The following is a 24,989-nucleotide window of genomic DNA, read 5'->3' on the forward strand; positions in this document are numbered from 1 at the left end:
GGGTTCGATTCCCGTCGGGACCGCTTTTTTTATTTTAAGGTCTGATAGCTCAGTTGGTAGAGCACTTGATTGAAGCTCAAGGTGTCGGCAGTTCAAATCTGTCTCGGACCATATATAGTAATATATTATCTGGCCCGTTGGTCAAGCGGTTAAGACACCGCCCTTTCACGGCGGTATCACGGGTTCGATTCCCGTACGGGTCATATAATAAAAGGGGAGGCGAAAGCTTCCTTTTTTTATTTATCATAAGTAAATATTAAGAATAATTTGCCTTTTATAAANATAATAAAAGGGGAGGCGAAAGCTTCCTTTTTTTATTTATCATAAGTAAATATTAAGAATAATTTGCCTTTTATAAAATATACAAAATGATTATTCGTTTTGGTATAATGGTAAAGCAAAGTAAGTGAAGGGATGGATAATATTGCGACGATTTTTTGAGAATAAAAAATTAATTGTCCTGCTTGTTAGTGTCATCACTTCATTCAGTATGATTGCCTATTCAATATTTAGCCAATCAAATATGCCCAAACCAATTTTATGGGTGAATGATGTGACAGCAATTGTTGGTCGATTTGTATCGACACCGACGAACGCTATGATGCGATTTACGGATTCAATTAATGACTTAATGAATACCTACGAAGAAAATCAAGAATTAAAAAGCCAGATTTCTTCACTAGAAGAATTAGAAGCTCAAAACCAAATTTTACAGAGTGAGAATGAAGAATTATCAAATCTATTGGCATTACAACCATCTCTTGTTGGTAAAACAGTAATAGCAAGTTCTGTTATTTCTAGATCACCAGATACCTGGGTTGATTCTATTGTAATTGATGTGGGTGCTAACGATGGCATTGCAGAAGGAATGTCTGTTATGACTGATAGTGGGCTTGTAGGGCACGTAAAAGAAGTATCTGCTACTAGTTCTAAGGTGCAACTATTAATCACTGAAAATAATCAGATGATGAACGTAGCTGTAAGTGTCCAATTAGAAGACAGCATTGTTTCTGGAATTCTTACTGATTATGACGAAAAAACACAGGAATTGATATTGGAACAAGTTCCTGCAGATGCTAAAGTGCAAAAGGGCGATACAGTAACTACTAGTGGTTTAGGTGGAGTTTCGCCTGAAGGTTTAATTATCGGTGAAGTTACATCAACAGATTCTGATAATTTTGGACTATCCCAATCTGTTCGTGTAAAACCTGCAGCAGATTTTAAAGATATCCGTTCTGTTTTAGTTGTCATGACGCTTAATGATGATTCTGCAACTGATGATGCAGACGAAAACACAACAACAACCTCTAATACTGAAAATGACGATCAAGAGTAGGAGGGGTTAGATGCTGGATTTTATTAAACACACATTTATCATTCCTATTTTAGTATTTTTTATTTTATTACTAGACGGTAGTGTGATGTCAGTCTTATCGTATAGCCTGGGTACTGAAAATTTTCAAATTAGCCCACAATTTACTTTAATCATCATCACATTACTCGCAGTATATTTAAAACAAGATACAAATATTTTTATTGTAAGTATCTTTATTGGTTTTATCTATGATGCGTACTATTCTTCAATTTTAGGCGTTAATTTGTTTTTATTTCCTATGATTGTGATTTTAACTAGATTTGTCATCAAGAAATTCCCAATGAATTTTTATACAGTCTGGTTATGGCTTTTAATTGTATATACGCTTTATATGCATTTTATATACGCACTATATTATTTGATCGATATCCATAGTAATACTTATTTCCATTTTGTGAGCCAGAATTATATTCCATCATTGTTATTCAATGCGTTCTTAGGATTTATTTTTATTTGGTTTACGCAAAAATTTGTTATCTGGATTGAAAAATAATACTTGCTAAAAGATTAAAGAATGATTATAATAACCATATAAATATTAAAAGTGTTGATTGGAAGAGGTTACGACCTTCTTATTAAAGAGAGCCTAGCAAAGTTGAGAATAGGTATAAGAAACGTATCTACACACCCAAGAGCAAATTATTAAAGATAATTCGTGAGTGAGCGTTAATCACAGTGTCTAACTTTAGACATGCCGAGATAGTAGCTGTGAGGCTGCTATGAAAAAAGGTGGAACCACGTAACTTTCACGTCCTTTTATACTGACAGAGATTCAGTGTAAAGGGACGTTTTTTTTATTTAATTGAAGGGGTGAAGATTTATGAAAAAGATTCAAATGAAGACATTTGTCTTATCTAGTTTGGTTGTATTATTAACATGGTTTGGGTTCAATGTGAATCAAGTGGAGGCTGCTGAAGATACTAGTGGCGAAACTTACGTAATTGGTTTAGACGATACATTCGCACCAATGGGCTTTAGAGATGCGGACGGTAATATTGTTGGGTTTGATATTGACCTTGCTGAAGCCGTTGCAGATTTATATGGTTGGGAATTAGAATATCAACCAATTGACTGGGCTATGAAGGAAACAGAATTGAATTCAGGTAATATTGATATGATCTGGAATGGATATGGTATTACACCTGAACGTGAAGAAATGGTATTGTTCTCTGAACCATATATTGAGTCAGGTCAAGTCGTAATCAGTAAAAAGGGTTCAGGAATTGAACAAATTTCTGATTTAGTTGATAAAACAATTGCAACTCAATCTGGATCTACTGCTTTAACTTTTATGCAAGAGTGGCCAGACGATACATACAGTAAATTAGCATCAGAACCAGTTTTATATCCTTCATACAATGAAGTATTTGCTGATTTAGATGCAGATCGCGTAGATGCAGTGTATGCTGGTGAAATTTACTCTCGTTATACTTTAACTCAAAAAGGTACTTTAGAAGATTATCAAATGTTCACTGATGAAACTTCAATTGAGCCTATGGGTGTTGGGTTCCGTAAAGAAGATACAGCTTTAAAAACACAAGTAGATGAAGGAATTCAAACATTACGCGATAACGGTACTTATGATGAAATTTACACTAAATGGTTTGGTGAAGATGCGGCAGCTACTGAAAAAACAAACATCGTCTTGGCTGTATTACCTTCCTTATTAAATGGTTTAAAACTGACATTATTATTATTCGTAGTTGTTTCAGTTATTTCAATTCCAATTGGTTTCCTAATCGGTGTGTTACGTGTCTTTGGACCAAAATGGTTACAAGCAATTATCGAAGCTTACGTATTCATTATGCGTGGTAGTCCATTAATGCTTCAATTGATGGTAATCTTCTTCGGACTTCCTTATATTGGTATCTCTCTAGATCGATTTACAGCTGCTGTATTAGCTTACGTAATTAACTATGCGGCTTACTATGCTGAAATCTTTAGAGGTGGTATCTCAGCAGTGCCAGATGGACAATATGAAAGTATTTCGGTTTTAGGAATTGGAAAAGTTCGTGGATTTAGACGCATTATCTTGCCACAAGTAATTAAAATTGTAATGCCTTCAATGGGTAATGAAATTATCTCATTAGTAAAAGATACATCGTTAGTTTATGTTATTGGTTTAGGCGAAATGTTGCGTGCAGGTAATATTGCAGCAAATACATATGCATCGTTGGTACCTTACCTAGTTGCAGGAGCTATCTATCTATTGGTAACAGCAATCTTGACATTTGCATTACGTCGCGTTGAAAAACAGTTGAAATGGTAAGGGGTGGAGAATATGTCATTAAAAGTTAAAGGCTTAAGCAAAGCATATAAAGATAATGTGGTCATTGATAACTATGATTTTGAAATTAATCCAGGTGAAGTAGTCATCTTATTAGGACGTTCTGGTACTGGTAAAACAACTTTCATGCGAATTATTAATAACTTGGAAGAAGCTGACCGTGGAACTATAGAAATTAACGGTAAGGTATTGGCTAAAGATAATGGTGAAAAAGCAGTTTATGGAACGCTTAGCGACCGTCGAGCTTATCAAAACGAACTTGGTATGGTTTTCCAAGATTACCAATTATTCCCTAACTTAACCGTGATTCAAAACTTGATTGAAGCACCATTAGCTCAAAAAATTGCTGATAAAGATACATTAATAGAACAAGCTAAAGGTCTTTTAGAGGATGTTGGCTTATCTGATAAAGCAGATGTTTATCCAGCAACTTTATCTGGTGGGCAAAAACAACGTGTGGCCATCGCACGTGCGCTAATGTTAAATCCAAGTGTACTATGTTTTGATGAACCAACTTCCGCGTTAGATAGAGAATCTGCTGATCAAGTAGGGGCTTTAATTACCGAATTAGCAACGGAAAAACAAAAAGCCATTTTGATTGTTACTCACGATACTGTATTCGGAGAACAAATTGGTACACAAATTAAATCATCTACAGAATTTGCAAATAAATAATCTCACTGAATAATCATGATAAATTTAACTTTATCATGATTATTTTCTTGACTGAACCATTTAATTTTGGTATCATATTGAATGTTGTAAAAAGTGTGAGCACCACACTGCAACCGCGCATGACAGCGTATTGTAAGCGTCGAAAGACCACATGTCGTGGCGAGTCTAAGTCTATATAAGGAGGTGCGTTAGATGTACGCAATTATTAAAACTGGTGGAAAACAAATTAAAATTGAAGCTGGACAAGCAATCTACATTGAAAAATTAAATGCAGAAGCAGGAGACAAAGTTACTTTTGATCAAGTAGTTTTTGTTGGTGGCGAAGATGTGAAAGTGGGAACACCTTTAGTTGAAGGTGCGACTGTTGAAGCAACCGTTGAAAAAAATGGTCGTCAAAAGAAAGTAACAACTTTCAAATACAAAGCTAAAAAAGATTCTCATCGTAAACAAGGTCACCGTCAACCATATACAAAAGTTGTTATCGATTCAATCAACGCTTAATTATAAGTCGTGATATAGATGATAAAAGCAATTTTTAAAACTGATGATAAAGACCAGTTTATTAGTTTACAAGTAACTGGACATGCCTTTGCTGGCGAGTATGGACAAGATATTGTTTGTGCGGGGGTTTCAGCTGTAGTATTATCTACTGTGAATAACCTTACACGTATGGGCAATATTGAACCCATCATTGAAGCTGATGAGGAAAATGGCGGTTATCTGTACATTGAATTGACAAACGATTTGTCAATCGAGCAGAAATCAATTGCTCAAACGTTATTCATGAGTTGCTACCTTGCAATGTCAGCCGACATTGAAGCGAATTATAGTGACTTTATACGTGTATCCAAAATAACGAAATAATAGAGGAGGTTATCTCATGTTGAAATTTGATTTACAATTCTTTGCCCACAAAAAAGGGGGCGGGTCTACTGCCAATGGTCGTGACTCTCAATCAAAACGTTTAGGTGCTAAACGTGCAGATGGTCAAGAAGTTTCAGGTGGTTCAATTTTATACCGTCAACGCGGTACTAAAATTTACCCAGGTGTAAACGTTGGCCGTGGTGGCGATGACACATTATTTGCTAAAGTTGACGGTATCGTTCGTTTCGAACGTAAAGGCCGTGACCAAAAACAAGTAAGTGTATACCCTGTAACAGCTGAATAATGATTAAAATTGAAAGAGTTTGAGCTTAGGTTCAGGCTCTTTTCTTTTTGTCATCTATTCACTGATATGCATTCGTCATAATTGACAGATAGATAGAATTCCTTGAGAATAGGAATGTAATAGATACCGTGAGAGAGGGAATAACATGTCAGTAGAAAATATTAATCAATTATTTGGCGTTCTCCATGATTCAAGTATTCTTATTCAAGAAGCACTAGAATTTTCATATATAGAAGCTTTATTCGAAAGTTTACAAAACCTTGCGGATGGGGAAGTTCAACAAATCGATAATCGTCCAACCGATGAAGAAGCTGGAAAATTACGAGAAATTTATAGTCAAATAAATATCGAAGAAATTTCAGCTGAAGATATTCGTAAAGCAATTCAGTTTGCCTTTATTGAAGGTGAAAAAGCTGATCAATTACAAGCCAATTATCAAATGACGCCAGAAGCAATAGCAATCCTTATTGCTTATTTTGCGACAAAATTGATGGATCATAAAACAACGACTGAGCAAGCAACCGAGAAAGTTGTAAATGTTTTTGACCCAACAATTGGTACTGGTAACTTGTATGCCATCACCTATAATGCGTTAAAAGATGCTGGTTATAAAATTAACGGTGCTGGATATGATAATGACGATTTATTATTATCCATTGCTGATGTGGCGACACGTTTACAAGATATTCCAGCACAATTATATCTTGGCGATAGTTTACAAAATTTAATCGTCGCACCAAATGATGTTATTGTCGCTGATTTACCGTTAGGTTATTATCCAATTGATGAAGTAGCAGATACGTATAGTGCTGCCAAAAATCGTCCTGAAGGGGAGCATGCTTATGTGCATTATTTAATGGTGGAACAAGCTTTGCGTTATTTAAAGCCAAATGGATGGGGGATTTTTATCGTTCCAGCAGGCTTGATTCAAGATGAAAATATTAAACATTTAATTCAAGCCATCGGTGAATATGGCTATTTCCAAGCTTTATTATCATTACCTGGAAACTTATTCACTAGTGAAAAAACGCGAAAAGCCGTACTGCTTGTTCAAAAAGCTGGGGACCACGCGAAACAATCTGAAAACATTCTGATTGGTGAAATACCTGATTTGAAGAGCAAGGAAGAATTACCAAAATTCTTGAATTCATTTGATGTATTTTTAGATAGAATGAAATAGCATTGACCATTATACGGGCTAATACTTTGATAACTTAAGCTTGTATGATTGTCAAGAAATGTATTTACAAATTTTAAAGATATCATGCTATAATAATTGTATAACTAATTATTAGTGACTTATATATATTAAAGGAGAGAAAGAATGTCTAAAGTAATTGCTGTAAACGCAGGTTCTTCTAGTTTAAAATTCAAAATCTATGAAGTACCAAGTGAAAATGTTGTAGCTTCAGGTCAATTTGACCGTATCGGTATTGGTAACTCAAATATCTCAATCAAATATGGTGAAGGCCAAAAATTTGAGGATGTTAAAGATATCGATACACACGAAATTGCTATCGAAACATTGTTAGACCAATTAAATGCTTTAAACATTATTACTAGCTATGATGAAATTTCTGGTACTGGTCACCGTGTGGTAGCTGGTGGAGAAATCTTCAAAGAGTCAGCTTTATTAGATGAAGAAGCAATCCAAAATATTGAAAAATTAGCAGAATTTGCGCCATTACATAATGGTCCAGAAGCTCGTGCTATCCGCGCTTTCCAAAAAGTTTTACCTGGAAAACCAGCTGTTGGTGTGTTCGATACTTCATTCCATACAACAATGCCAGAAACTGCTTACCTATACTCAATCCCTATGGAATATTATGAAGAGTTCGGTGCTCGCCGTTACGGTGCTCACGGTACTTCTCATCAATACGTTGCAAACCGTGCAGCTGAATTAATGGGTAAACCAATCGAAGACTTGAAAATCATTACTTGCCACTTAGGTAACGGTGGTTCAATTACTGCTGTTGATGGTGGTAAATCAGTTGATACTTCAATGGGCTTCACACCATTAGCAGGTATTACAATGGGTACTCGTTCAGGTGATATCGATGCTTCATTAGTTCAATTCTTAATGAAAAAATTGAACATTGATGATATCGATGAAATGATCAGCATCTTAAACAACAAATCTGGTTTATTAGGTCTTTCTGGTGTTTCTTCTGACATGCGTGATGTTGAAGATGCAGCTGACAAAGGCGATGCTCGTTCAAACACTACATTAGAAATTTTCTATGACCGTGTTCGTAAATACATTGGTCAATACATTGCTGTAATGGGTGGCGTGGATGCTGTTGTATTCACAGCTGGTATCGGTGAAAACTCTGGACGTACTCGTGCTGCAATCATCGACGAACATATGTCATTCTTTGGTATGGAAATTGATGACGCTGCAAACGATACTCGTGATGAAGCTAAAATCTCAAGCGAAGATTCTAAAGTAGCAATCTTTACAATCCCAACTGATGAAGAATTAGTAATCGTACGTGACACAGTTCGTTTAGGTAACATCAACGAATAATCATAAAGAATAAAAATTAAAAGACTCAAAATCATTTCAATGGTTTTGGGTCTTTTTTTTGTGATTAGATACCTATAGTTGAGAAATACATATTTGTGTAAATTTACAGATTATTTCGGTAATAATGTGAAATATAATTTCTTAATATATTAATAATTTGATAAATATAATATTAATGTTGAAATTTTATTCCAAAATGATATAATTTTATAAAATAAAAGCCCTTCCAAGAACAAAAAATCTAAATAGAGGTGGTAGCATGTTTGGTTGTTCCATTTTCTTAAATGAGGAAATTGATTTTGATTATTTAAAAATGATGAAAAAATCGGGATTTGAGGGTATTTTCACATCAATTCATATACCTGAAGACGATGATTCGGTGTATATCAACCGAATCAAAACATTAGGGAAATTTGTTAGAGAAAATCATTTAACTTTAATGGTAGACGTATCTGGAAATACTTTGGAAAAAATAGGTGCCTCATTTATGAATGTTCAACCACTGTTGGATATAGGCATTACAGGTTTGCGTATTGATTACGGGATTTCAAATCAAACAATTGCAGATTTGTCACATAAAATGGATATTGCTCTAAATGCATCGACAATAGGGAAAGAAGATATAGAAGAACTATCTTACCTTAAAGCCAATTTTTCTAATATAGAGGCATGGCATAATTATTATCCTCGTCCAAAAACGGGATTAGATGAGTACCAATTTCATAAAAAAAATGCGTGGTTACATCATCAAGGGTTGAAAGTTATGGCTTTCGTTCCAGGCAATAGTAAAAAAAGGGGGCCATTATACAAAGGGTTACCCACAATAGAAAAACATAGAAACCTACATCCTTTGGTGGCTTCAGTTGAACTAATAAATCAATACCATGTAGATCATGTTTATATTGGAGATCCAGGTATATCAACATTATTGCAAAGGCAATTTCAAAATTTTATTTTAAACAATAAAATACTTTTGAGAGCTGATAAGCTAGTTGACAACGATGAAAAGCTTCTTGCTCATATTGCAGGGGAACATACAAATCGCAAGGATGCAGCAAGAGATGTAATCAGAAGTGAGGAGTCACGTTTGATACGTAAAATTTCAGCAGTACCCAAGATGAATACAATACCTAGATTAAAGGGTTCAATCACCATCGATAATGAAGCTTATGGTAGATATATGGGTGAAGTACAGATAACAAAGGTCAATTTGTCACAAGATGAAAAGGTAAATGTAATCGCTAAAGTAAGTGAAGAAGATTTGCTACTAATTGACATTATTGAACCGGGACAAAAATTTGAATTTCTATTGGAGGATGGATATGGATTTGGAAAAATTAATCACGGAGCAACGGAACCCTGAAACTATGAATCTAGATCAGATGACCATTAAAGAAATGCTTAGCCAAATGAATAAGGAGGATAAAAAAGTACCATTTGCGATTGAAGAATCTTTGGGACAAATTGAGAAAGCTATTGATCATATTATCCAATCATTTAATCATAATGGTAGGTTAATTTATATGGGCGCAGGAACCAGTGGCAGATTGGGTGTTTTAGATGCTGCTGAATGTGTACCAACATTTGGCGTGTCTCCCAATATGGTTGTTGGTTTAATTGCTGGTGGACCGCAAGCTATGATTCAAGCAGTAGAAGGTGCGGAAGACTCGATACTTCTAGGTGAGGATGATTTAAAAGAAATCAAATTAACACCAAAGGATACAGTTGTTGGTATTGCAGCTTCGGGACGTACACCGTATGTAATTGGAGGACTTAAATATGCGAATACTATAGGGGCTTCTACAGTATCATTGTCTTGCAATAAAGATGCAGAAATTAGTCAGTTTGCAAAGATTCCTATCGAAGTTGACGCTGGACCGGAAATTTTATCTGGATCAACTAGACTTAAGGCTGGAACAGCACAAAAATTAATTTTAAATATGTTATCTACATGTTCTATGGTAGGAATAGGTAAAGTCTATCAAAATTTGATGGTAGATGTTCAAGCAACAAATGAAAAACTCGAAGTTCGTGCAAAGAGAATTATCCAACAAGCAACGGACTGTAGTCCCGAACAAGCTAGCAAGGCGTTTAAATTAGCTGATAAGCAAGTAAAAGTTGCTATTGTAATGATATTAACAGGTTTTGATAAAGAGCAAGCAATTAATAAACTAAAAGAGGCGAATGGCTTTGTAAACAATGTTACGAAAAATTAGGGAGGAAGAGCATCATGGTTAAAACGAATGAAGAACGCTTAGCAAGTGAAATTTATAAAAATATTGGTGGTCCTGCGAACGCAAAAAAAGTATACAACTGTATGACTCGTGTGCGCATTGACATAATTAATGATCAAGATGTACATTTAGATGACTTAAAGGCCGTAGAAGGAGTACTTGGTGTAGTAGAAGATGGGGATACTTTGCAAGTAGTTGTTGGGCCAGGGACGGCTGCTAAAGTGGCTACTGAAATGGCCAAAAATTCTTCAGTTGAGCAGGGTGAATCACTTAATGAAAATCTTGATACCAATCTAACATATAATCGAACTGAAGCTGAACGAATAGCAGCAAACAATAAAAGTGAATTAAAAAAGAAAAATAATTCACCATTCAAACAAGCATTGAAAGTTATTGCTTCTATATTTGTGCCATTAATCCCAGCATTTGTTGGAGCTGGTATTATCGGTGGTATTGCTTCAATTATCCAAAATATGCTCACTGCCGGTACATTAGACCCTGACTTCTGGCAAAATATTTTTGTTGTTTTAAAAATTATCCAAAATGGATTATTCGCTTACTTGAATATTTATATTGGTATTAATGCAGCCCGCGTATTTGGTGCGACAGAAGGTCTTGGTGGAGTTGTTGCAGGTGTAACATACCTAACAGGTATGGTTGTTGAAACACCATTACCTAACATTTTTACTGGTGGGCCATTAGCTGCTGGGCAAGGAGGGGTCATCGGGGTTATCATTGCAGTTTATCTCTTGTCAATTGTTGAGAAAAATCTACGAAAAGTTGTTCCTGATTCAATTGATATTATCGTAACGCCAACTATTTCTCTATTGATTGTTGGTATGACAACTATTTTCTTAATTATGCCAATTGCCGGTTTTATCTCAACTTCTTTAGTTGGTGGAATTAACTGGGTATTAACTGTGGGTGGTCCTGTAGCTGGGTTTATCTTAGGTGCTACGTTCCTACCATTAGTAATGTTTGGTTTACATCAGATTTTGACACCTATTCATATTGAAATGATTGCTGCTACGGGTAAAACAGTATTATTACCAATTTTAGCCATGGCTGGTGCGGGTCAAGTTGGTGCCGCATTTGCTTTGTGGATTAGATGCCGTCAAAATAAACAACTAACTAATATTATAAAAGGGTCATTACCAGTAGGTATTTTAGGAATCGGTGAACCACTAATTTATGCCGTTACATTACCATTAGGTCGTCCATTTATCACAGCCTGCTTGGGTGGAGGTATTGGTGGTGCCGTTTTAGGTGCAATTGGTGGTGTAGGTGCCACAGCAATTGGTCCTTCAGGGGTAGCTTTAATCCCTCTAATTGCAGATGGTCAATGGATGAGTTATGTATTGGGATTGTTAGCAGCATATATGGGTGGATTCGTGCTAACTTATTTCTTTGGTGTACCAGCGGAAGCTACGCGTGCAACAGAAATTACGGGCGCTCCTTCAAGCACTATGGATGCACTACACAAATTATAGTATGATAAAATAATATATCATGTGAACTCGAGGAATATTCTGATTCCTCGAGTTTATTATTAAATTTATTATGAACGGGGGATACCTTGTGGCGAAAAATGTACTTTCGACCATTAAAGAGCGGTTAGCTCACCTTCCCAAAGCAGAGCGAAAAATTGCAGATTATGTTTTAGCAAAACCTTTGGACGTTATTCAAATGAATGCGAAAGATTTAGCAAATAAAGCAAAAACAAGTCCAGCAAGTGTTGTCCGCTTTTGTCACTCAATAGGCATAGGCGGTTTTACAGAATTGAAATTAGCTTTGTCTGCTCAATCTAATCAATGGACTGAAGATCACTATACCGATATATTGCCAGATGAAAATCTAGCAAGAATTAAAGAAAAATTGGCAGTGAATACTACAATTGTGTTAGAGGAAACAAATGAAACTTTGTCTGATGAAGTAGTAGAGGCTGCAGTTACACAAATGATGAAAAGTCCGATGATTTATGTATATGGAATTGGTGCTTCATATTTGGTTGCTATGGATTTACGTCAAAAATTCACTAGGATAGGTAAACAAGTAATTGTATCTCAAGATCAACACGAGTTAGTTGCTGCGATGGCAATTGCAGAAACAGGTTCAATTTATATTGGCATTTCCTATAGTGGTGAAAAAAGAGATGGTATTAAAATGATGGAAGCTGCTAAAAAATGGGGATTAAAAACGATATCTTTAACAAAAGCATCTGATAATTCCTTAAGTCGTTTAGCCGATATTTCATTACAAACCGCTGAAACGAATGAAGCATTATTGCGAAGTGGCGCTACGTTCTCTTTATTGTCCCAACTGTATGCAGTAGATGTACTATTTTTCCATTACATGACAAAAAATTATGATGGGCATGTAAAAAATTTAGAATTGTCTCGTAAAGCAACGGATGTATATGATCAATTTAGTTAATAACACGAAAAAAAACCTGTATTAAAAAACAAAAAAAGACGAGAACAATTCGATTAAACATGTTCTCGTCTTTTGCTTTGCTTGAAAATTTTTTTAAGATTTGAGGATTGGAAGTGTAGTTCTTTAGCCGTGAAACAGCATGAAATCGAGACCTTGGCTCGATTTCAAGTCTGGAGACCTCGGCTCCAGACGGTGCCACGGCTTACAAGAAACTTACGCTGCAAGGACGAAAATCGAAGATTTTATACTTTTGTCCGATTTTCTTTTTCTATTTTATCCATCCCTTGTCCTAGCATTTTCGATAGGGTTATGGTAAAAACAAGTATAAGCGTTTTGAAAGGTGGACGAGGTTATGTTGAAAATTTATGGTTTAAACCAGTGCTCAACGACACAAAAAGTGAAGTCTTATTTAAAAGATAAGGGACTTGAATTTACTGATATTATTGATATTCGTGATAATCCGCCTCTAGTGGATGAACTCGCATTAGCCTTAGATGCAGTAGATGGACAATATACCAAGATATTAAATACTTCGGGCGGTTTGTATCGAGAAATGGGACTTAAAGACAAGTTGAAGGATATGGACCAAACGACATTCTTACAAACACTATCTGATAATGGCATGTTAGTGAAAAGACCACTGATTGTTGGTGAAGATAAAGCAACAGCAGGGTCAAAAGAGGCATTTTTAGATGCAGTTTGGCTTTAGTAATAATAAGATTCTTGAGACAGGTGGCATAAGATGATGATTGATTCAAAAGCACTAAACGAACGTATTAAAGCACAAGAAGCTGATATGATTGATTTTTTAAAGCAATTAGTGAATACAGAGTCAGGTATTGAACAAATTGATGGTGTGAATAAAATAGGGCGTATCCTGGCTGATGCATGCCAAAGTATCGGCATGAAAACTAGGACAATTAAACATGACCAAGCAGGGGATATGGTGATTGCAGAATTCACCCCAGACCAGCCCCAAAGTCTAGCACCTATTGTTTTATCAGGTCATATGGATACTGTTTTTGAAGCTGGGGTTACACAAGAACATGGCTTCCGTTGGTTGGATGAAGCAGCTGGTCTTGCTCAGGGTGCAGGGATAATGGATATGAAGGGTGGTTTAGTAATTGCCTTTTATGTAGCCAAGAATCTAATTGAATTAGGCTATCAAGACCATCCCATTAAATTGATTTTTGTACCGGATGAGGAAACACTCCATCGTCATTCTGATTCTAGAAATGAAATGTTGGCTGAATTACAAGATGCACACTCATTACTAAATTTTGAACCAAGTGAAAGTCTAGATAAGCTTGTTGTTAGTCGTAAAGGTGGCATGATGCTAGCCGTTACAGTCGAAGGTATTGCAGGTCATTCAGGTATGGAAGCCGACAAAGGGCGATCTGCTATTGTTGAGTTAGCCCAAAAGGTTGTTGCATTAGAAGCGAAAACGGATATATCCCGTCATAAGTTGATAAACTGTGGTTTATTTAATGGTGGCGTGTCGGCAAATACAATTCCAGGATTCGCTAAGGGGAATTTCTCGCTACGTTTTCCCAATGAAGCAATCAAACAAGAAATTCTAAATGACTTAGATGCCGTCGTAAATCAGACCTATATCGAGGGCACGACAACAACTTATACGATTGAATCAGGCGTGGATGCCATGGAATGGACTGACAAAGTTGATGGTCTATTGAAGCATTATCAGACCGTGGCGAAAAGTATTGGCTATGGCACTATCACAGCCATGGAAAGCCAGGGGGCATCTGATGCCTCTATTGCTACTCAAGCGGATATTCCGGTACTTGATGGTCTTGGCGTGGTTGGTAGCGGTGCCCATACATTGACGGAAACCGCGGACCTAACTTCACTCGTACCAAAAGTATGTTTATCTATTCACGCAATTGCTCAACTATCTTAAATATCTCCAATAGAATAGCAAAAAGAAATGCGCCTGAGATTTTGTCTCAAGCGCATTTTTATGTTGGAATAAATGATTATTTACTGTGTTTGATTTGCGTATTATCTAAGTCAGTGCGTACTACTAAAACATCGCAAGGTGCATTACGAATGACATATTCAGATACTGAACCAATAAATAGGCGTTCTACAGTATTCAAACCAGTGGCTCCAAGCATAATTAAATCTGCTTTGTAATCACCAGCTAAACTATGGCAGAGTTGATATTTCGCTGATCCATAATCTAGGACGGTTTCAACATGTTCAATACCTGCTTTATGGGCAGCTTCTTTATATTCATCAAGCATAACTTTGGCACGCGTAGTAATTGCCTCAGGAATTACTTCATTATATACGTTTGTTGTTTGGAAGGCGGCAGTATCGACAATGTGGGCGACAATTAAAGTAGCATTGTTCCGGCCAGCAACAGCTACCGCTTTCTTGAAAGCTAATTTAGATTCATCTGATCCATCAATAGGTGCTAAAATACGTGAATATTCTTGATACATAGTGCTCACGCTCCTTTCCTATATTATACCACTATCGTTTATAATTGTAAGCGTTTAAGCCACTAGACGCTTATCAATTTTAGGGTTCTTTTATATGAAAAAAGCCACAAAAAAAGGACGTAGCATAAGCTACATCCCCCTAAAATTTTAATTTTATGAAAGAGCTCCGTTATGTGCCGGGACGAAATCTATCTGTATTGAACCCGCATTGATATACAGGTGGGAACCACATATCTACTTCGGCAGTCCTCGTGATGAGGCGTTACGTCCATAAACCTTGGCAGTTCCCTAGATAGCTAATTGTTCGGTCAACACATTGTAAGAAATCTCGAACACTACAGAGTAATTCTTCTTGCAATTATCATACATCTTTTATTTCAAAATTTCAAGTTTCTGCTATCAAAGATTCAGTTATTTATTTTCGCGGATACGACGATTTTCTTCTAAGGCACGTTCATAATTTCCGGTTGTACCAGCTTGATAATAATGGCGCCCAACAAGGGTATCAGGTAGATATTGTTGACGCACCCAATGGTTTGGATAGGCATGTGGATATTTATATTCCACGCCGTGGCCTAATTGACTGGCGCCTTTATAATGGGCATCTTTCAAGTGTGCTGGAATAAGACCAGCTTTACCGGCACGGACATCTGCTAAGGCTGCATCAATGGCTTCGATAGCAGAGTTCGATTTAGGTGAAAGTGCTAGATCAATAATCGCATTTGCAAGCGGTATACGGGCTTCTGGAAAGCCCAACTGGTTAGCAGCTTGGACGGCCGCTACTGTGCGCTCAGTAGCCCCTGGATTGGCTAAACCGATGTCTTCATAGGCGATGACTAATAAACGACGACATAGAATCGCTAATTCACCCGCTTCAATTAAACGCGCAGCATATAATAGGGCGGCATCCACATCACTACCCCGGATGCTTTTTTGAAATGCCGAAATCACATCGTAATGCATGTCACCATCTGCGTCATGCGAAAATGACTTCATCTGCATACTTTCTTCCGCAATTTCAAGGGTAATATGGATTTGACCATCATCACTTTCATCAGTAGACTTCACACTTAGTTCCAAGGCATTTAACGCTGAACGCAAGTCTCCGAAAGCAGCATGTGCAAAATGCTCTAATGCATTTTCGTCTACAACAACTGGAAATTTCCCTAAGCCACGTTCTTCATCCTCAAGGGCACGTCTTAAACCAAGCATAATATCCTCATCAGATAAGGGCTGAAGTTGAAAGATTTGCGTACGTGATCGAATGGCCGGACTAGTATTGATAAAAGGATTCTCCGTAGTGGCCCCAATTAGGGTAATCAAGCCTGATTCCAAATGCGGTAATAAAAAGTCTTGCTTGGTTTTATCTAGACGATGGATTTCATCTAGCAAGAGGACGATACCACCGGAAAATTTGGCTTCATCAACAACGGCTTGTAAGTCTTTTTTGCTATCAGTTGCAGCATTTAATTTTCGAAAGGCATATTTCGTAGAGCCCGCAATTGCAGACGCAATGGACGTCTTACCGATTCCCGGTGGTCCATATAAAATCATGGAAGATAATTGCTTGGCCTTGACCATGCGATGGATAATTTTACCTTCACCCACAAGATGGGTTTGACCGATAATTTCTTCGATTGTACGGGGCCGCATCCGATAAGCTAAGGGATTTTGTTGTGGCATGGTATTGCCTCCTTTACGTGAATGATTTACCTAAATTGTAGCATAATCGCCTGGTACTTGCGAATGTATGTTCTTATTTGCATAGGAATTGAGCTTGATAAATGGTCTCATAGGGGATTTAATGATAAAATGAATCGAACGGCCGAAGCGCATCATTTTTAGCGTACAGATGCTAGGTTAGTAGAGTATATGAGGAGTTAGTGCAATATGGATTGGTTACAAACATTCATTCAACAAGCAGATATGAAACACGCCTTTAAGCAGGCATCAGTAGGGATCGAACGCGAAGGGCACCGCATCACACCAGATGGCGATTTAGCCTTAACACCACATCCTAAGAAAGTCGATGGATCTACAACAGCATTCTATATCCAACGCGACTTTGCTGAATCCCAATTAGAGTTGGTTACACCACCTTCATATACGTCAAGCGAGGTTTTAGAATGGTTGCAAGCAATTCATGAAGTAGCCATCGAATCATTAGATAACGACGAACGGATTTGGCCATATTCAATGCCACCAAAATTACCCAATGTCGATCAAATTAAAGTCGCAGACTTAGAAGACTTGGATGCAGTAGCTTATCGAGACTATTTAGTCGAAGCGTACGGTAAACAATTACAGATGATTTCTGGCATTCATTTTAATATGCAAATTTCTCCAGAATTCATTGGAAAATTGCATCAAGAGCTTGTGGAAAAGCATGATGACCAACGTTCAATAAAAGACTTTCAATCAGACTTTTACTTACGTTTAGCACGCAACTTCTTGCGTTACCAATGGCTATTGGTTTATCTATTTGGGGCAGCGCCTGTGGCGGATGCATCTTTTTATCGTGACAAAAATGACACCTTTGAACAAGGACCAGTTCGTTCAATCCGAAACTCTCATCTAGGCTATGTAAATAAAGCAGACGTAACCTTTACCTATGACAATCTTGAAGATTATGTCGCTTATTTAGAGGCTAATGTAGCTAACCATCATTTAATTGCTGAGAAAGAATTTTACTCAAATGTCCGTTTGCGTGGTGCCAAAAAAGCACGCTCGCTCTTAACAACAGGTATTAAATACCTAGAGTTTCGTTTGTTAGATATTCAACCGGATGCACCATACGGGATTAAAGCGAGTGATATCGACTTTATGAAGTATTTCATTCTATATTTAATTTGGTCTGATAAAGACAGCAACATGGATGATGTCCGTTATGGTATCGAAATCAAAACAAAAGTGGCTGAAGAAGGTGCTTTTGACGTTACGAGCATGCAAGCAGAGGGACGTGCCTTATTAGCTGACATGCAATCCATGCTTGAAGCTATTGATGCTGATCAAGCGATTATTGATGTAACAAATCAAATGCAAGCACGTATTGAAGACCCTAGTCTAACACCAGCAGCCCAAATGATGACAGCAATGAAAGATATTGAAGGTTATTTGGCAACAGGTAAAAATTTTGCAGAAAAAGTTTTCCAATCTGCATGGGAGAAACCATATGCGCTTGGTGGCTTTGAGGACATGGAATTGTCAACACAAATCCTGATGTTTGATGCCATCCAAGAGGGTTACCAATTTGAAATTTTAGACCGCGATGACCAAATGCTACGCTTTAGCTACAAGGGACATCAAGAAATCGTCAAAAATGGTAATATTACCAGCAAGGATCCTTATGTTGCACACTATGTGATGGAAAATAAGGTTGTGACAAAGCGTGTGCTAGCTGAGGCTGGTTTTAATGTGCCACAAAGTTTAGAATTCAAAGATATCGACCAAGCCATGAAAGTGGCTGATTTATATACAGATAAAGCTTTTGTGATTAAGCCAAAATCAACCAATATGGGCTTAGGTATTTCCATTTTTAAACATGGCGCAAATGCTGCTGAATTTAAAGAAGCTCTAGAGATTGCCTTTAAAGAAGATGGCGCTGTTTTAATCGAAGATTTTGCTTTTGGTACTGAGTATCGTTTTTACGTACAAGACGGCAAAGTATTGTCTATCGTAAATCGTATCGGCGCAAATGTTGTCGGTGATGGTAAATCTACATTAGAAGAATTAGTTGCCTTGAAGAACCAAGACAGTAAACGTGGTCATGATCACCGTTCACCACTAGAGATTATTGCGCTGGGTGCAATCGAGGTGAATACTTTGAAACAGCAAGGTTACGACGTTTCTAGTATCATACCAGAGGGAGAACAAGTCTTTTTACGCGAAAACTCAAATATCTCCACTGGTGGAGATTCTATTGAAATGCTTGAAGCAATGCATGATTCGTACAAAGAAATTGCCGTGAAGATGGCTGAAACTTTACAAGTGAATATTACTGGTCTTGATTTGATGATTTTAGATATTGATGCACCAGCGACTGATGATAATTATGCGTTGATTGAAGCGAATTTCAATCCAATGATGATGATGCATATTTACCCTGCATTTGGCCAAGGTAAACGTATTACAAAAGACTTATTACAATTTTTATATCCGGAAAAAACAAAATTTACAGGAGGAACAGAATGAACGGCATTTATTTAGATTATGCGGCCACTACACCAATGGATCCAGAAGTCATTGATGTTGTCGCAAAAGCCATGCAAGAAGATTTTGGGAATGCGTCTAGTTTATATAAACTAGGTCGTGCTTCTAAACAAAAAGTAGAAGGGGTTCGTCGCTTAATTGCTGAAACTTTGAATGCTAAAGTTGACGATATTATTATTACTTCAGGTGGGACAGAATCAAATGACTCTGCGATTTTACAAACAGTGAACCGTTTGAAAGAAAAAGGTAACCATTTAATTTCAACAGAAGCGGAACACTCAAGTGTCTACCAAACCATGCGTCATCTTGAACGTCAAGGGATGGAAGTAACCTATCTAGCTTTTGATGAAGAAGGGCATATTAACTTTGATGAATTGAAAGCTGCGATTCGCCCAGATACCATCCTCGTTTCGATTATGGCAGGAAACAATGAAGTTGGTTCATTGCAAGATATTCAAGCAATCGGGGATTTATTGCATGAACGCGATATCTTTTTCCATACAGATACAGTCCAAACTTATTTGAATGTGCCACTAGATGTGGAAGCATTGCATATCGATGCTTTATCGATGTCTGCACACAAAATTTATGGGCCAAAAGGTATTGGGTTTATGTATTACCGTAATGCGACGGCTGATTATGCACCATATGTAAAAGGTGGGAACCAAGAAAATAAAAAACGTGCGGGGACAGAAGCCTTGCCTTTAATTATTGGTATGGGTAAAGCCATTGAAAAACAATACAACAATATGGCAGGTCATCAAGCACATTTAAATGAAATGCGTGAATACTTCTTAGCAGGTGCGAAAGAACGCGGCATTGAATTACAAATCAATGGTCCGAAAACAAGTGAGTTGGCGCATGTGTTAAATGTTTATTGGCCAAATCACCAATCAGACCAAGTCTTAATCAAATTAGACTTACGTGATGCCTACTTATCAGCTGGATCAGCTTGTACGGCAGGATCATTAGAACCTTCACGTGTATTAGTTTCAATGTACGGCGAAGATTCACCACGCGTGGCCCAAAGTTTACGTATTTCCTTTGGTGAACCAACAACGACTGAAGAAATCGACCAAATTTTAGATATTTTCGAATCTATTAAGTAATCAATAGGGGGGAAAAGAAATGGCATTTGCAACAAAAGTGCAATTAAAAGGTGCAGATAAAACTTTTAAACTAGCGGATACGGTAAAAAAATATACCTTGCGTGACTACGGTTTTCAAGAAGGCAAACAAGGTAATTTTGAATTTGAACGTGTGGTCAAACCTACTTTCAATGATAGTCGTGAAGTCTTGTTTAAAATGAAGGTAGCGGCCGATTTGTCTGGTTTTACCATGACGGTAACAAATCTAAATGGTATGCAAGTAGTCAATGTTTACAAGAATGATACCTTACAACCACTAAGAGAAGCTGTGGAAAATTTACAAGCAGATCTTGTTGAACGTGGCGTACTTGAAGAAATTGCTTAGAATACAATGATATATAGAAGAAAAGTGAGCTTATTGCTTGCTTTTTTTTATATTGGGTATATACTTTAGACTTGTGATTTTATATCTACTATCAACCAGAAATACGACCTTAAATCGTAAATTTATGGCAGAAAGATGGTGATGTTGTGGTAGAAAATAATTCATCAACAAAAAAACCTAGAGTTGTTGTAGGGATGAGTGGTGGCGTTGATTCCAGCGTAACGGCTTTATTGCTAAAAGAACAAGGGTATGACGTTATCGGTATCTTTATGAAGAACTGGGACGACACAGACGAAAATGGTTTCTGTACAGCGACGGAGGATTATAAAGACGTTGCGGCAGTAGCTAGTCAAATTGGTATTCCTTATTATTCAATTAACTTTGAAAAGGAATACTGGGAAAAAGTATTCACATATTTCTTAGATGAATACAAACGCGATCGTACACCAAATCCGGATGTAATGTGTAATAAGGAAATTAAATTTAAAGCCTTCTTAGACTATGCATTAGAATTAGGTGCAGATTATGTAGCAACTGGACACTATGCTCAAGTTGAACGCGATGAAGATGGAAAAGTACATATGTTACGTGGTGCTGATAATAATAAGGATCAAACATACTTCCTTAACCAATTATCACAAGATCAATTACAACGTGTAATGTTCCCATTAGGTCACTTAGAAAAACCTGAAGTACGTCGTATTGCTGAAGAAGCAGGCTTAGCGACAGCTAAGAAAAAAGACTCTACAGGTATTTGCTTTATCGGCGAAAAGAATTTCAAAGAATTCTTAGGTAACTACCTACCAGCTCAACCTGGTAAGATGATTGCTGAAGACGGTACAGTAATGGGCGACCACATGGGCTTAATGTACTACACAATTGGCCAACGTAAAGGTTTAGGCATCGGTGGTGGTGGCCAAACAGATGATCCATGGTTTGTTGTCGGTAAAGATCAAGCGCAAAATGTATTGTATGTTGGACAAGGTTTCCACAACGATAAATTATACGCTGACTACCTAATGGCAAGCGATTTATCATTTATTGATGACGAATTTACAGCTACATCTTTTGACTGTACTGCAAAATTCCGTTACCGCCAAAAAGATACTCAAGTTCATGTTGATATCTTAGAAGATGGTAGTGCAAAAGTTACTTTTGCTGAACCTGTACGCGCAATTACACCAGGACAATCCGTTGTATTCTATAATGGTGCAGAATGTCTAGGTGGCGGTACTATTGACGCTGCTTTCAAAAATGAAGCAGTGAAAGAATTACAATACGTTTAATCAGACCCTTAACACTTAACATATATTCAGACGATGCAATTCAATAACTAACATATCAGAGGCGTGATGTCATGGTCACGTCTCTTTTTGTTGTGTGCAGACAAAATGACCAAGGATTTTTGCCTTTCAGCGAATTTCGCTATGGTATAATAGGCAGGATGATAAAAGTGAGAAAGGGGGAATTGCCAGTATGAATATAGACCAAACAAACGCGCCACAGGTGGATTATGTCATTGGTGAAGTGAAGGCAACTTTCTTCTATAATGAAACAAATTTCTATCGGGTAATGTCGGTATCGGTGGACGAAACCAATACCATGTATTCAGAAAGTGAAATTGTCATGACTGGGAATTTCCCGACAATTCAGGACGGCACAACCTATCTATTTAAGGGAAAACTTGTTGACCACGCCAAATACGGAGTGCAATTTCAAGTAGTTTCCTATGAAGCAAAACGTATTTCGTCCAAAGAAGGACTTATACGCTATCTATCTTCTGAACAATTTCCCGGAATTGGGGAAACCTTAGCCAGCCGCATTGTGGATGCCTTTGGGGAAGAAACGATAGAAGTCATTTTGAATGAACCTGACCGCCTAAGTGTTGTAAAAGGTTTATCCAAAAAGACGCGATTATTACTTCATGAACGCATTAAGGCACAGCGAGGCAATGAACAAGTCTTCGTAAGATTGGCTGAAATGGGCTTCTCATCTCGTTTAGCTGCCCAAATTTATGGGCTTTATCATAATGAGGCCATTACTATCATAGAAGAAAATCCCTACATATTAATCGATGATATTCGTGGTTTTGGTTTTCAAAAAGCAGATATCATTGCCTTAAATATCGGATTTCCTTTAGATTCACCAGTGCGTATTGCTGGGGCGGTTATGTTTGTGTTAAATCACGCGACCTTTGAGTCCGGAAATACCTATGTGATGGAAAAGCCCTTAATCGAAAAAACGCAAGAAGTCCTGATGCAAGGGCAAAGCCAGTTTATTGATGCGGAGGCCATTGCGGATACCATTTCCGATATGAATGAGACAGGGCGTGTCATTTTATCAGAAGAGGGACGGGTAGCCTTACCAACCTTGTATTATGCTGAGGTTGGTATTGCCAAAATGATGAGCAAAATGCAACAACCACAATATCAACCATCCTATCCAGGTGTTGATTTAGATGAAGAAATTCAAAAATTAGAAGCGGACTTTGGGATTCAATACGGGAATGCCCAAAAGAAAGCCATTAAAGAAGCCTTAACATCGAAAATGTTTATTCTAACGGGGGGACCCGGTACAGGGAAAACAACGGTGTTGAATGGTATTGTGCAATTATATGCACGTCTAAATCATATTTCTTTAAATGTGGAAGAGTATGATCCAGGTGCCTTTCCCATTTCCTTAGCGGCACCAACTGGTCGTGCAGCTAAGCGGATGACAGAGATGATTCATTTGCCAGCATCTACTATTCACCGCTTGTTAGGTTTAACGGGTGAAGATGATGACCGTGAAGATTCGGATGAATCTGGCTTTATGTTAGAAACCGATTTGTTGATTATTGATGAGATGTCCATGGTTGATACATGGCTGGCCTTCAAATTATTAACAAGTGTACCTTCTTTTATGCAAGTGATATTTGTAGGAGATAAAGACCAGTTAGCTTCAGTAGGTCCTGGTCAAGTTTTAGCAGATTTATTATCGTCACAGACAGTGAAAACGCGGGAACTTGATGAAATTTATCGTCAAAAAAATCAATCGACAATTGTTCAGTTAGCACATGAAATTAAACAAGGTGTTGTACCTAAGGATCTGATGGTCAATCAATCAGACCGGTCATTTTTCAAGGTATATGCCGATCAAATTGTTGATTTGGTGGCGATTATTGCTAAAAAAGCTATCGATAAAGGCTATAATAAACGGGATATCCAAGTTCTAGCGCCACAATATAAGGGGCAAGCGGGTATTAATGCCTTAAATGAGCGGTTGCAAGCCGTCCTCAATCCCAATACAGATGGGAAACGACGTGAGTTGGCCTACTTTGAACAGATATTCCGCGTTGGCGACAAGGTGTTACAACTAAAAAATCAGGCGGAAAAAAATGTTTTCAATGGAGACTTGGGTGAGATAGTAGCCATCTTTTTCGCAAAAGAAACGACCAACAAAGTGGATGAAATTGTGGTCAAGTTTGATGAGACTGAAGTGACCTACGAACGAAATGATTTTGCTGAAATTACTTTGGCTTATTGTACATCGATTCATAAGTCGCAAGGGTCAGAGTTTCCGATTGTAATTGTGCCGCTTGTACGTCAACATCACCGGATGCTCAAGCGAAATCTTTTATATACAGCAATTACGCGTGCCAAGCAGTCCTTAATTATGTGTGGCGACCCCGAAGCATATCAAATTGCCATTCAAAATGTGGATGCAAGTCGTCAAACACAACTGAAGGATTTCCTACTTGAAAGTAGCGAAACGTTAGAAGCTTTGGCGGGTGAAGAAGATACCGGTGTTGTCGTTGACATCGTGGATGGTGGTACACGAGAGTCTAATGAAAAAGGTAAAACACCAATGCGTTATGATCGAGTTGTGGGAGAAGCGGAAAGTCAAGCTGAGCCAATAAGTGAAGCCAAAGATTTCCATTTGACGGCTGACATGGTGATCACACAAACGATTGATCCGATGATTGGTATGGCAGGTATTAGTCCGTATGACTTCTAGGTTGTAAGCTGAGAAAAACTTGACAAAAACCGCTATATGTCAGTATAATTTGTAGGTAAATGGCTGGAAAGCCGACAAGCAGAAAGAACCATATTTTATTGACCCTTAGCGAGAGTGATTAGGTGCAAGCACTCAACCAATAAAATG

General features: G+C 37.5%; 22 protein-coding genes, 2 tRNA genes, 1 other RNA gene and 1 other annotated feature. Of the genes, 22 read left to right on the top strand and 3 right to left on the bottom strand.

The window, feature by feature from the left end:
* Nucleotides 1–38: 38 nt before the first annotated feature.
* The 17 genes from EF384_RS06735 to EF384_RS06815 all read left to right on the top strand — a co-directional run bounded on the left by EF384_RS06735 (nucleotide 39) and on the right by EF384_RS06815 (nucleotide 14,617).
* A tRNA-Phe gene (locus EF384_RS06735) sits at nucleotides 39–111 on the top strand.
* A gap of 20 nt (nucleotides 112–131) precedes the next feature.
* Nucleotides 132–203 (top strand) — tRNA-Glu (locus tag EF384_RS06740).
* A 221-nt stretch (nucleotides 204–424) separates the two neighbouring features.
* Entirely contained in the window at nucleotides 425–1,336 is a 912-nt protein-coding gene (mreC, locus tag EF384_RS06745) for a rod shape-determining protein MreC (protein ID WP_123780522.1), read from the top strand.
* Nucleotides 1,337–1,346: 10 nt separating this feature from the next.
* Nucleotides 1,347–1,868, top strand: a complete 522-nt coding sequence (gene mreD, locus EF384_RS06750) for a rod shape-determining protein MreD (protein ID WP_123780524.1) — start codon at nucleotides 1,347–1,349, stop codon at nucleotides 1,866–1,868.
* A gap of 327 nt (nucleotides 1,869–2,195) precedes the next feature.
* The gene (locus tag EF384_RS06755) at nucleotides 2,196–3,644 is read left to right on the top strand and encodes an ABC transporter permease subunit (RefSeq protein WP_123780526.1); all 1,449 of its coding nucleotides are present in this window, start codon (nucleotides 2,196–2,198) and stop codon (nucleotides 3,642–3,644) included.
* Nucleotides 3,645–3,656: 12 nt separating this feature from the next.
* Nucleotides 3,657–4,337 (top strand): amino acid ABC transporter ATP-binding protein, encoded by a 681-nt coding sequence (locus EF384_RS06760; RefSeq protein WP_123780528.1) that lies wholly within the window; start codon nucleotides 3,657–3,659, stop codon nucleotides 4,335–4,337.
* A gap of 101 nt (nucleotides 4,338–4,438) precedes the next feature.
* Nucleotides 4,439–4,514: a sequence feature (ribosomal protein L21 leader region), on the top strand.
* A gap of 15 nt (nucleotides 4,515–4,529) precedes the next feature.
* On the top strand, nucleotides 4,530–4,838 hold the full coding sequence (gene rplU, locus EF384_RS06765) for a 50S ribosomal protein L21 (RefSeq protein WP_123780530.1): 309 nt from the start codon (nucleotides 4,530–4,532) through the stop codon (nucleotides 4,836–4,838).
* Nucleotides 4,839–4,856: 18 nt separating this feature from the next.
* A complete protein-coding gene (locus EF384_RS06770) occupies nucleotides 4,857–5,201 on the top strand; it encodes a ribosomal-processing cysteine protease Prp (protein ID WP_123780531.1) in 345 nt (114 codons plus the stop codon).
* Between the two features lie 16 nt (nucleotides 5,202–5,217).
* Nucleotides 5,218–5,505, top strand: a complete 288-nt coding sequence (rpmA, locus tag EF384_RS06775) for a 50S ribosomal protein L27 (protein ID WP_123780532.1) — start codon at nucleotides 5,218–5,220, stop codon at nucleotides 5,503–5,505.
* A gap of 145 nt (nucleotides 5,506–5,650) precedes the next feature.
* On the top strand, nucleotides 5,651–6,685 hold the full coding sequence (locus EF384_RS06780; RefSeq protein WP_123780534.1) for a class I SAM-dependent methyltransferase: 1,035 nt from the start codon (nucleotides 5,651–5,653) through the stop codon (nucleotides 6,683–6,685).
* Nucleotides 6,686–6,829: 144 nt separating this feature from the next.
* Complete coding sequence (locus EF384_RS06785) at nucleotides 6,830–8,032, top strand: acetate/propionate family kinase (protein ID WP_123780536.1); 1,203 nt, start codon at nucleotides 6,830–6,832, stop codon at nucleotides 8,030–8,032.
* A 259-nt stretch (nucleotides 8,033–8,291) separates the two neighbouring features.
* The gene (locus tag EF384_RS06790) at nucleotides 8,292–9,395 is read left to right on the top strand and encodes a DUF871 domain-containing protein (protein WP_123780538.1); all 1,104 of its coding nucleotides are present in this window, start codon (nucleotides 8,292–8,294) and stop codon (nucleotides 9,393–9,395) included.
* Nucleotides 9,355–10,248 carry an N-acetylmuramic acid 6-phosphate etherase gene (murQ, locus tag EF384_RS06795; RefSeq protein ID WP_123780540.1) on the top strand — a complete coding sequence of 298 codons (894 nt, stop codon included), beginning with the start codon at nucleotides 9,355–9,357 and terminating at the stop codon, nucleotides 10,246–10,248. The genes EF384_RS06790 and murQ overlap by 41 nt, the downstream gene beginning before the upstream one ends.
* Nucleotides 10,249–10,262: 14 nt before the next feature.
* A complete protein-coding gene (locus EF384_RS06800) occupies nucleotides 10,263–11,756 on the top strand; it encodes a PTS transporter subunit EIIC (protein WP_123780542.1) in 1,494 nt (497 codons plus the stop codon).
* Nucleotides 11,757–11,844: 88 nt separating this feature from the next.
* The gene (locus EF384_RS06805; protein WP_123780544.1) at nucleotides 11,845–12,699 is read left to right on the top strand and encodes a MurR/RpiR family transcriptional regulator; all 855 of its coding nucleotides are present in this window, start codon (nucleotides 11,845–11,847) and stop codon (nucleotides 12,697–12,699) included.
* A 352-nt stretch (nucleotides 12,700–13,051) separates the two neighbouring features.
* A complete protein-coding gene (locus EF384_RS06810; protein WP_123780546.1) occupies nucleotides 13,052–13,408 on the top strand; it encodes an ArsC/Spx/MgsR family protein in 357 nt (118 codons plus the stop codon).
* Nucleotides 13,409–13,441: 33 nt separating this feature from the next.
* Nucleotides 13,442–14,617, top strand: a complete 1,176-nt coding sequence (locus tag EF384_RS06815; RefSeq protein ID WP_233570063.1) for a M20/M25/M40 family metallo-hydrolase — start codon at nucleotides 13,442–13,444, stop codon at nucleotides 14,615–14,617.
* 76 nt (nucleotides 14,618–14,693) lie between these two features.
* Here EF384_RS06815 and EF384_RS06820 read toward each other — a convergent pair whose 3' ends face one another.
* From EF384_RS06820 to EF384_RS06830, 3 genes are all read right to left on the bottom strand, one after another.
* On the bottom strand, nucleotides 14,694–15,164 hold the full coding sequence (locus tag EF384_RS06820; RefSeq protein ID WP_123780548.1) for a universal stress protein: 471 nt from the start codon (nucleotides 15,162–15,164) through the stop codon (nucleotides 14,694–14,696).
* 159 nt (nucleotides 15,165–15,323) lie between these two features.
* Nucleotides 15,324–15,511: non-coding RNA, 6S RNA (gene ssrS, locus EF384_RS06825), on the bottom strand.
* Nucleotides 15,512–15,575: 64 nt separating this feature from the next.
* Nucleotides 15,576–16,847, bottom strand: coding sequence for a replication-associated recombination protein A (locus EF384_RS06830; protein WP_123780550.1), 1,272 nt, complete (start codon nucleotides 16,845–16,847; stop codon nucleotides 15,576–15,578).
* Nucleotides 16,848–17,054: 207 nt separating this feature from the next.
* Between EF384_RS06830 and gshAB the strand changes: the two genes are divergently transcribed.
* From gshAB to recD2, 5 genes are all read left to right on the top strand, one after another.
* Nucleotides 17,055–19,355 carry a bifunctional glutamate--cysteine ligase GshA/glutathione synthetase GshB gene (gene gshAB, locus EF384_RS06835; protein WP_123780552.1) on the top strand — a complete coding sequence of 767 codons (2,301 nt, stop codon included), beginning with the start codon at nucleotides 17,055–17,057 and terminating at the stop codon, nucleotides 19,353–19,355.
* Nucleotides 19,352–20,482: a cysteine desulfurase family protein gene (locus EF384_RS06840; protein WP_123780554.1), complete on the top strand. Its 1,131-nt coding sequence runs from the start codon at nucleotides 19,352–19,354 to the stop codon at nucleotides 20,480–20,482. The genes gshAB and EF384_RS06840 overlap by 4 nt, the downstream gene beginning before the upstream one ends.
* 19 nt (nucleotides 20,483–20,501) lie before the next feature.
* Nucleotides 20,502–20,846, top strand: coding sequence for a hypothetical protein (locus EF384_RS06845; protein ID WP_123780556.1), 345 nt, complete (start codon nucleotides 20,502–20,504; stop codon nucleotides 20,844–20,846).
* 194 nt (nucleotides 20,847–21,040) lie between these two features.
* The gene (mnmA, locus tag EF384_RS06850) at nucleotides 21,041–22,132 is read left to right on the top strand and encodes a tRNA 2-thiouridine(34) synthase MnmA (protein ID WP_233570064.1); all 1,092 of its coding nucleotides are present in this window, start codon (nucleotides 21,041–21,043) and stop codon (nucleotides 22,130–22,132) included.
* A 190-nt stretch (nucleotides 22,133–22,322) separates the two neighbouring features.
* Nucleotides 22,323–24,842 (top strand): SF1B family DNA helicase RecD2, encoded by a 2,520-nt coding sequence (recD2, locus tag EF384_RS06855; RefSeq protein WP_123780560.1) that lies wholly within the window; start codon nucleotides 22,323–22,325, stop codon nucleotides 24,840–24,842.
* Nucleotides 24,843–24,989: the final 147 nt, after the last annotated feature.

The organism is Aerococcus agrisoli (genome assembly GCF_003797145.1).
Taxonomy (GTDB): domain Bacteria; phylum Bacillota; class Bacilli; order Lactobacillales; family Aerococcaceae; genus Aerococcus; species Aerococcus agrisoli.

Coding starts and splice junctions, on each gene's coding strand:
- EF384_RS06785 (WP_123780536.1), top strand. CDS start 6,830: ATGTCTAAAGTAATTGCTGTAAACGCAGGTTCTTCTAGTTTAAAATTC.
- EF384_RS06840 (WP_123780554.1), top strand. CDS start 19,352: ATGAACGGCATTTATTTAGATTATGCGGCCACTACACCAATGGATCCA.
- recD2 (WP_123780560.1), top strand. CDS start 22,323: ATGAATATAGACCAAACAAACGCGCCACAGGTGGATTATGTCATTGGT.
- EF384_RS06755 (WP_123780526.1), top strand. CDS start 2,196: ATGAAAAAGATTCAAATGAAGACATTTGTCTTATCTAGTTTGGTTGTA.
- EF384_RS06820 (WP_123780548.1), bottom strand. CDS start 15,164: ATGTATCAAGAATATTCACGTATTTTAGCACCTATTGATGGATCAGAT.
- mreD (WP_123780524.1), top strand. CDS start 1,347: ATGCTGGATTTTATTAAACACACATTTATCATTCCTATTTTAGTATTT.
- rplU (WP_123780530.1), top strand. CDS start 4,530: ATGTACGCAATTATTAAAACTGGTGGAAAACAAATTAAAATTGAAGCT.
- EF384_RS06810 (WP_123780546.1), top strand. CDS start 13,052: ATGTTGAAAATTTATGGTTTAAACCAGTGCTCAACGACACAAAAAGTG.
- rpmA (WP_123780532.1), top strand. CDS start 5,218: ATGTTGAAATTTGATTTACAATTCTTTGCCCACAAAAAAGGGGGCGGG.
- EF384_RS06760 (WP_123780528.1), top strand. CDS start 3,657: ATGTCATTAAAAGTTAAAGGCTTAAGCAAAGCATATAAAGATAATGTG.
- murQ (WP_123780540.1), top strand. CDS start 9,355: ATGGATTTGGAAAAATTAATCACGGAGCAACGGAACCCTGAAACTATG.
- gshAB (WP_123780552.1), top strand. CDS start 17,055: ATGGATTGGTTACAAACATTCATTCAACAAGCAGATATGAAACACGCC.
- EF384_RS06790 (WP_123780538.1), top strand. CDS start 8,292: ATGTTTGGTTGTTCCATTTTCTTAAATGAGGAAATTGATTTTGATTAT.
- EF384_RS06800 (WP_123780542.1), top strand. CDS start 10,263: ATGGTTAAAACGAATGAAGAACGCTTAGCAAGTGAAATTTATAAAAAT.
- EF384_RS06830 (WP_123780550.1), bottom strand. CDS start 16,847: ATGCCACAACAAAATCCCTTAGCTTATCGGATGCGGCCCCGTACAATC.
- mnmA (WP_233570064.1), top strand. CDS start 21,041: ATGAGTGGTGGCGTTGATTCCAGCGTAACGGCTTTATTGCTAAAAGAA.
- EF384_RS06770 (WP_123780531.1), top strand. CDS start 4,857: ATGATAAAAGCAATTTTTAAAACTGATGATAAAGACCAGTTTATTAGT.
- EF384_RS06845 (WP_123780556.1), top strand. CDS start 20,502: ATGGCATTTGCAACAAAAGTGCAATTAAAAGGTGCAGATAAAACTTTT.
- EF384_RS06780 (WP_123780534.1), top strand. CDS start 5,651: ATGTCAGTAGAAAATATTAATCAATTATTTGGCGTTCTCCATGATTCA.
- EF384_RS06815 (WP_233570063.1), top strand. CDS start 13,442: ATGATGATTGATTCAAAAGCACTAAACGAACGTATTAAAGCACAAGAA.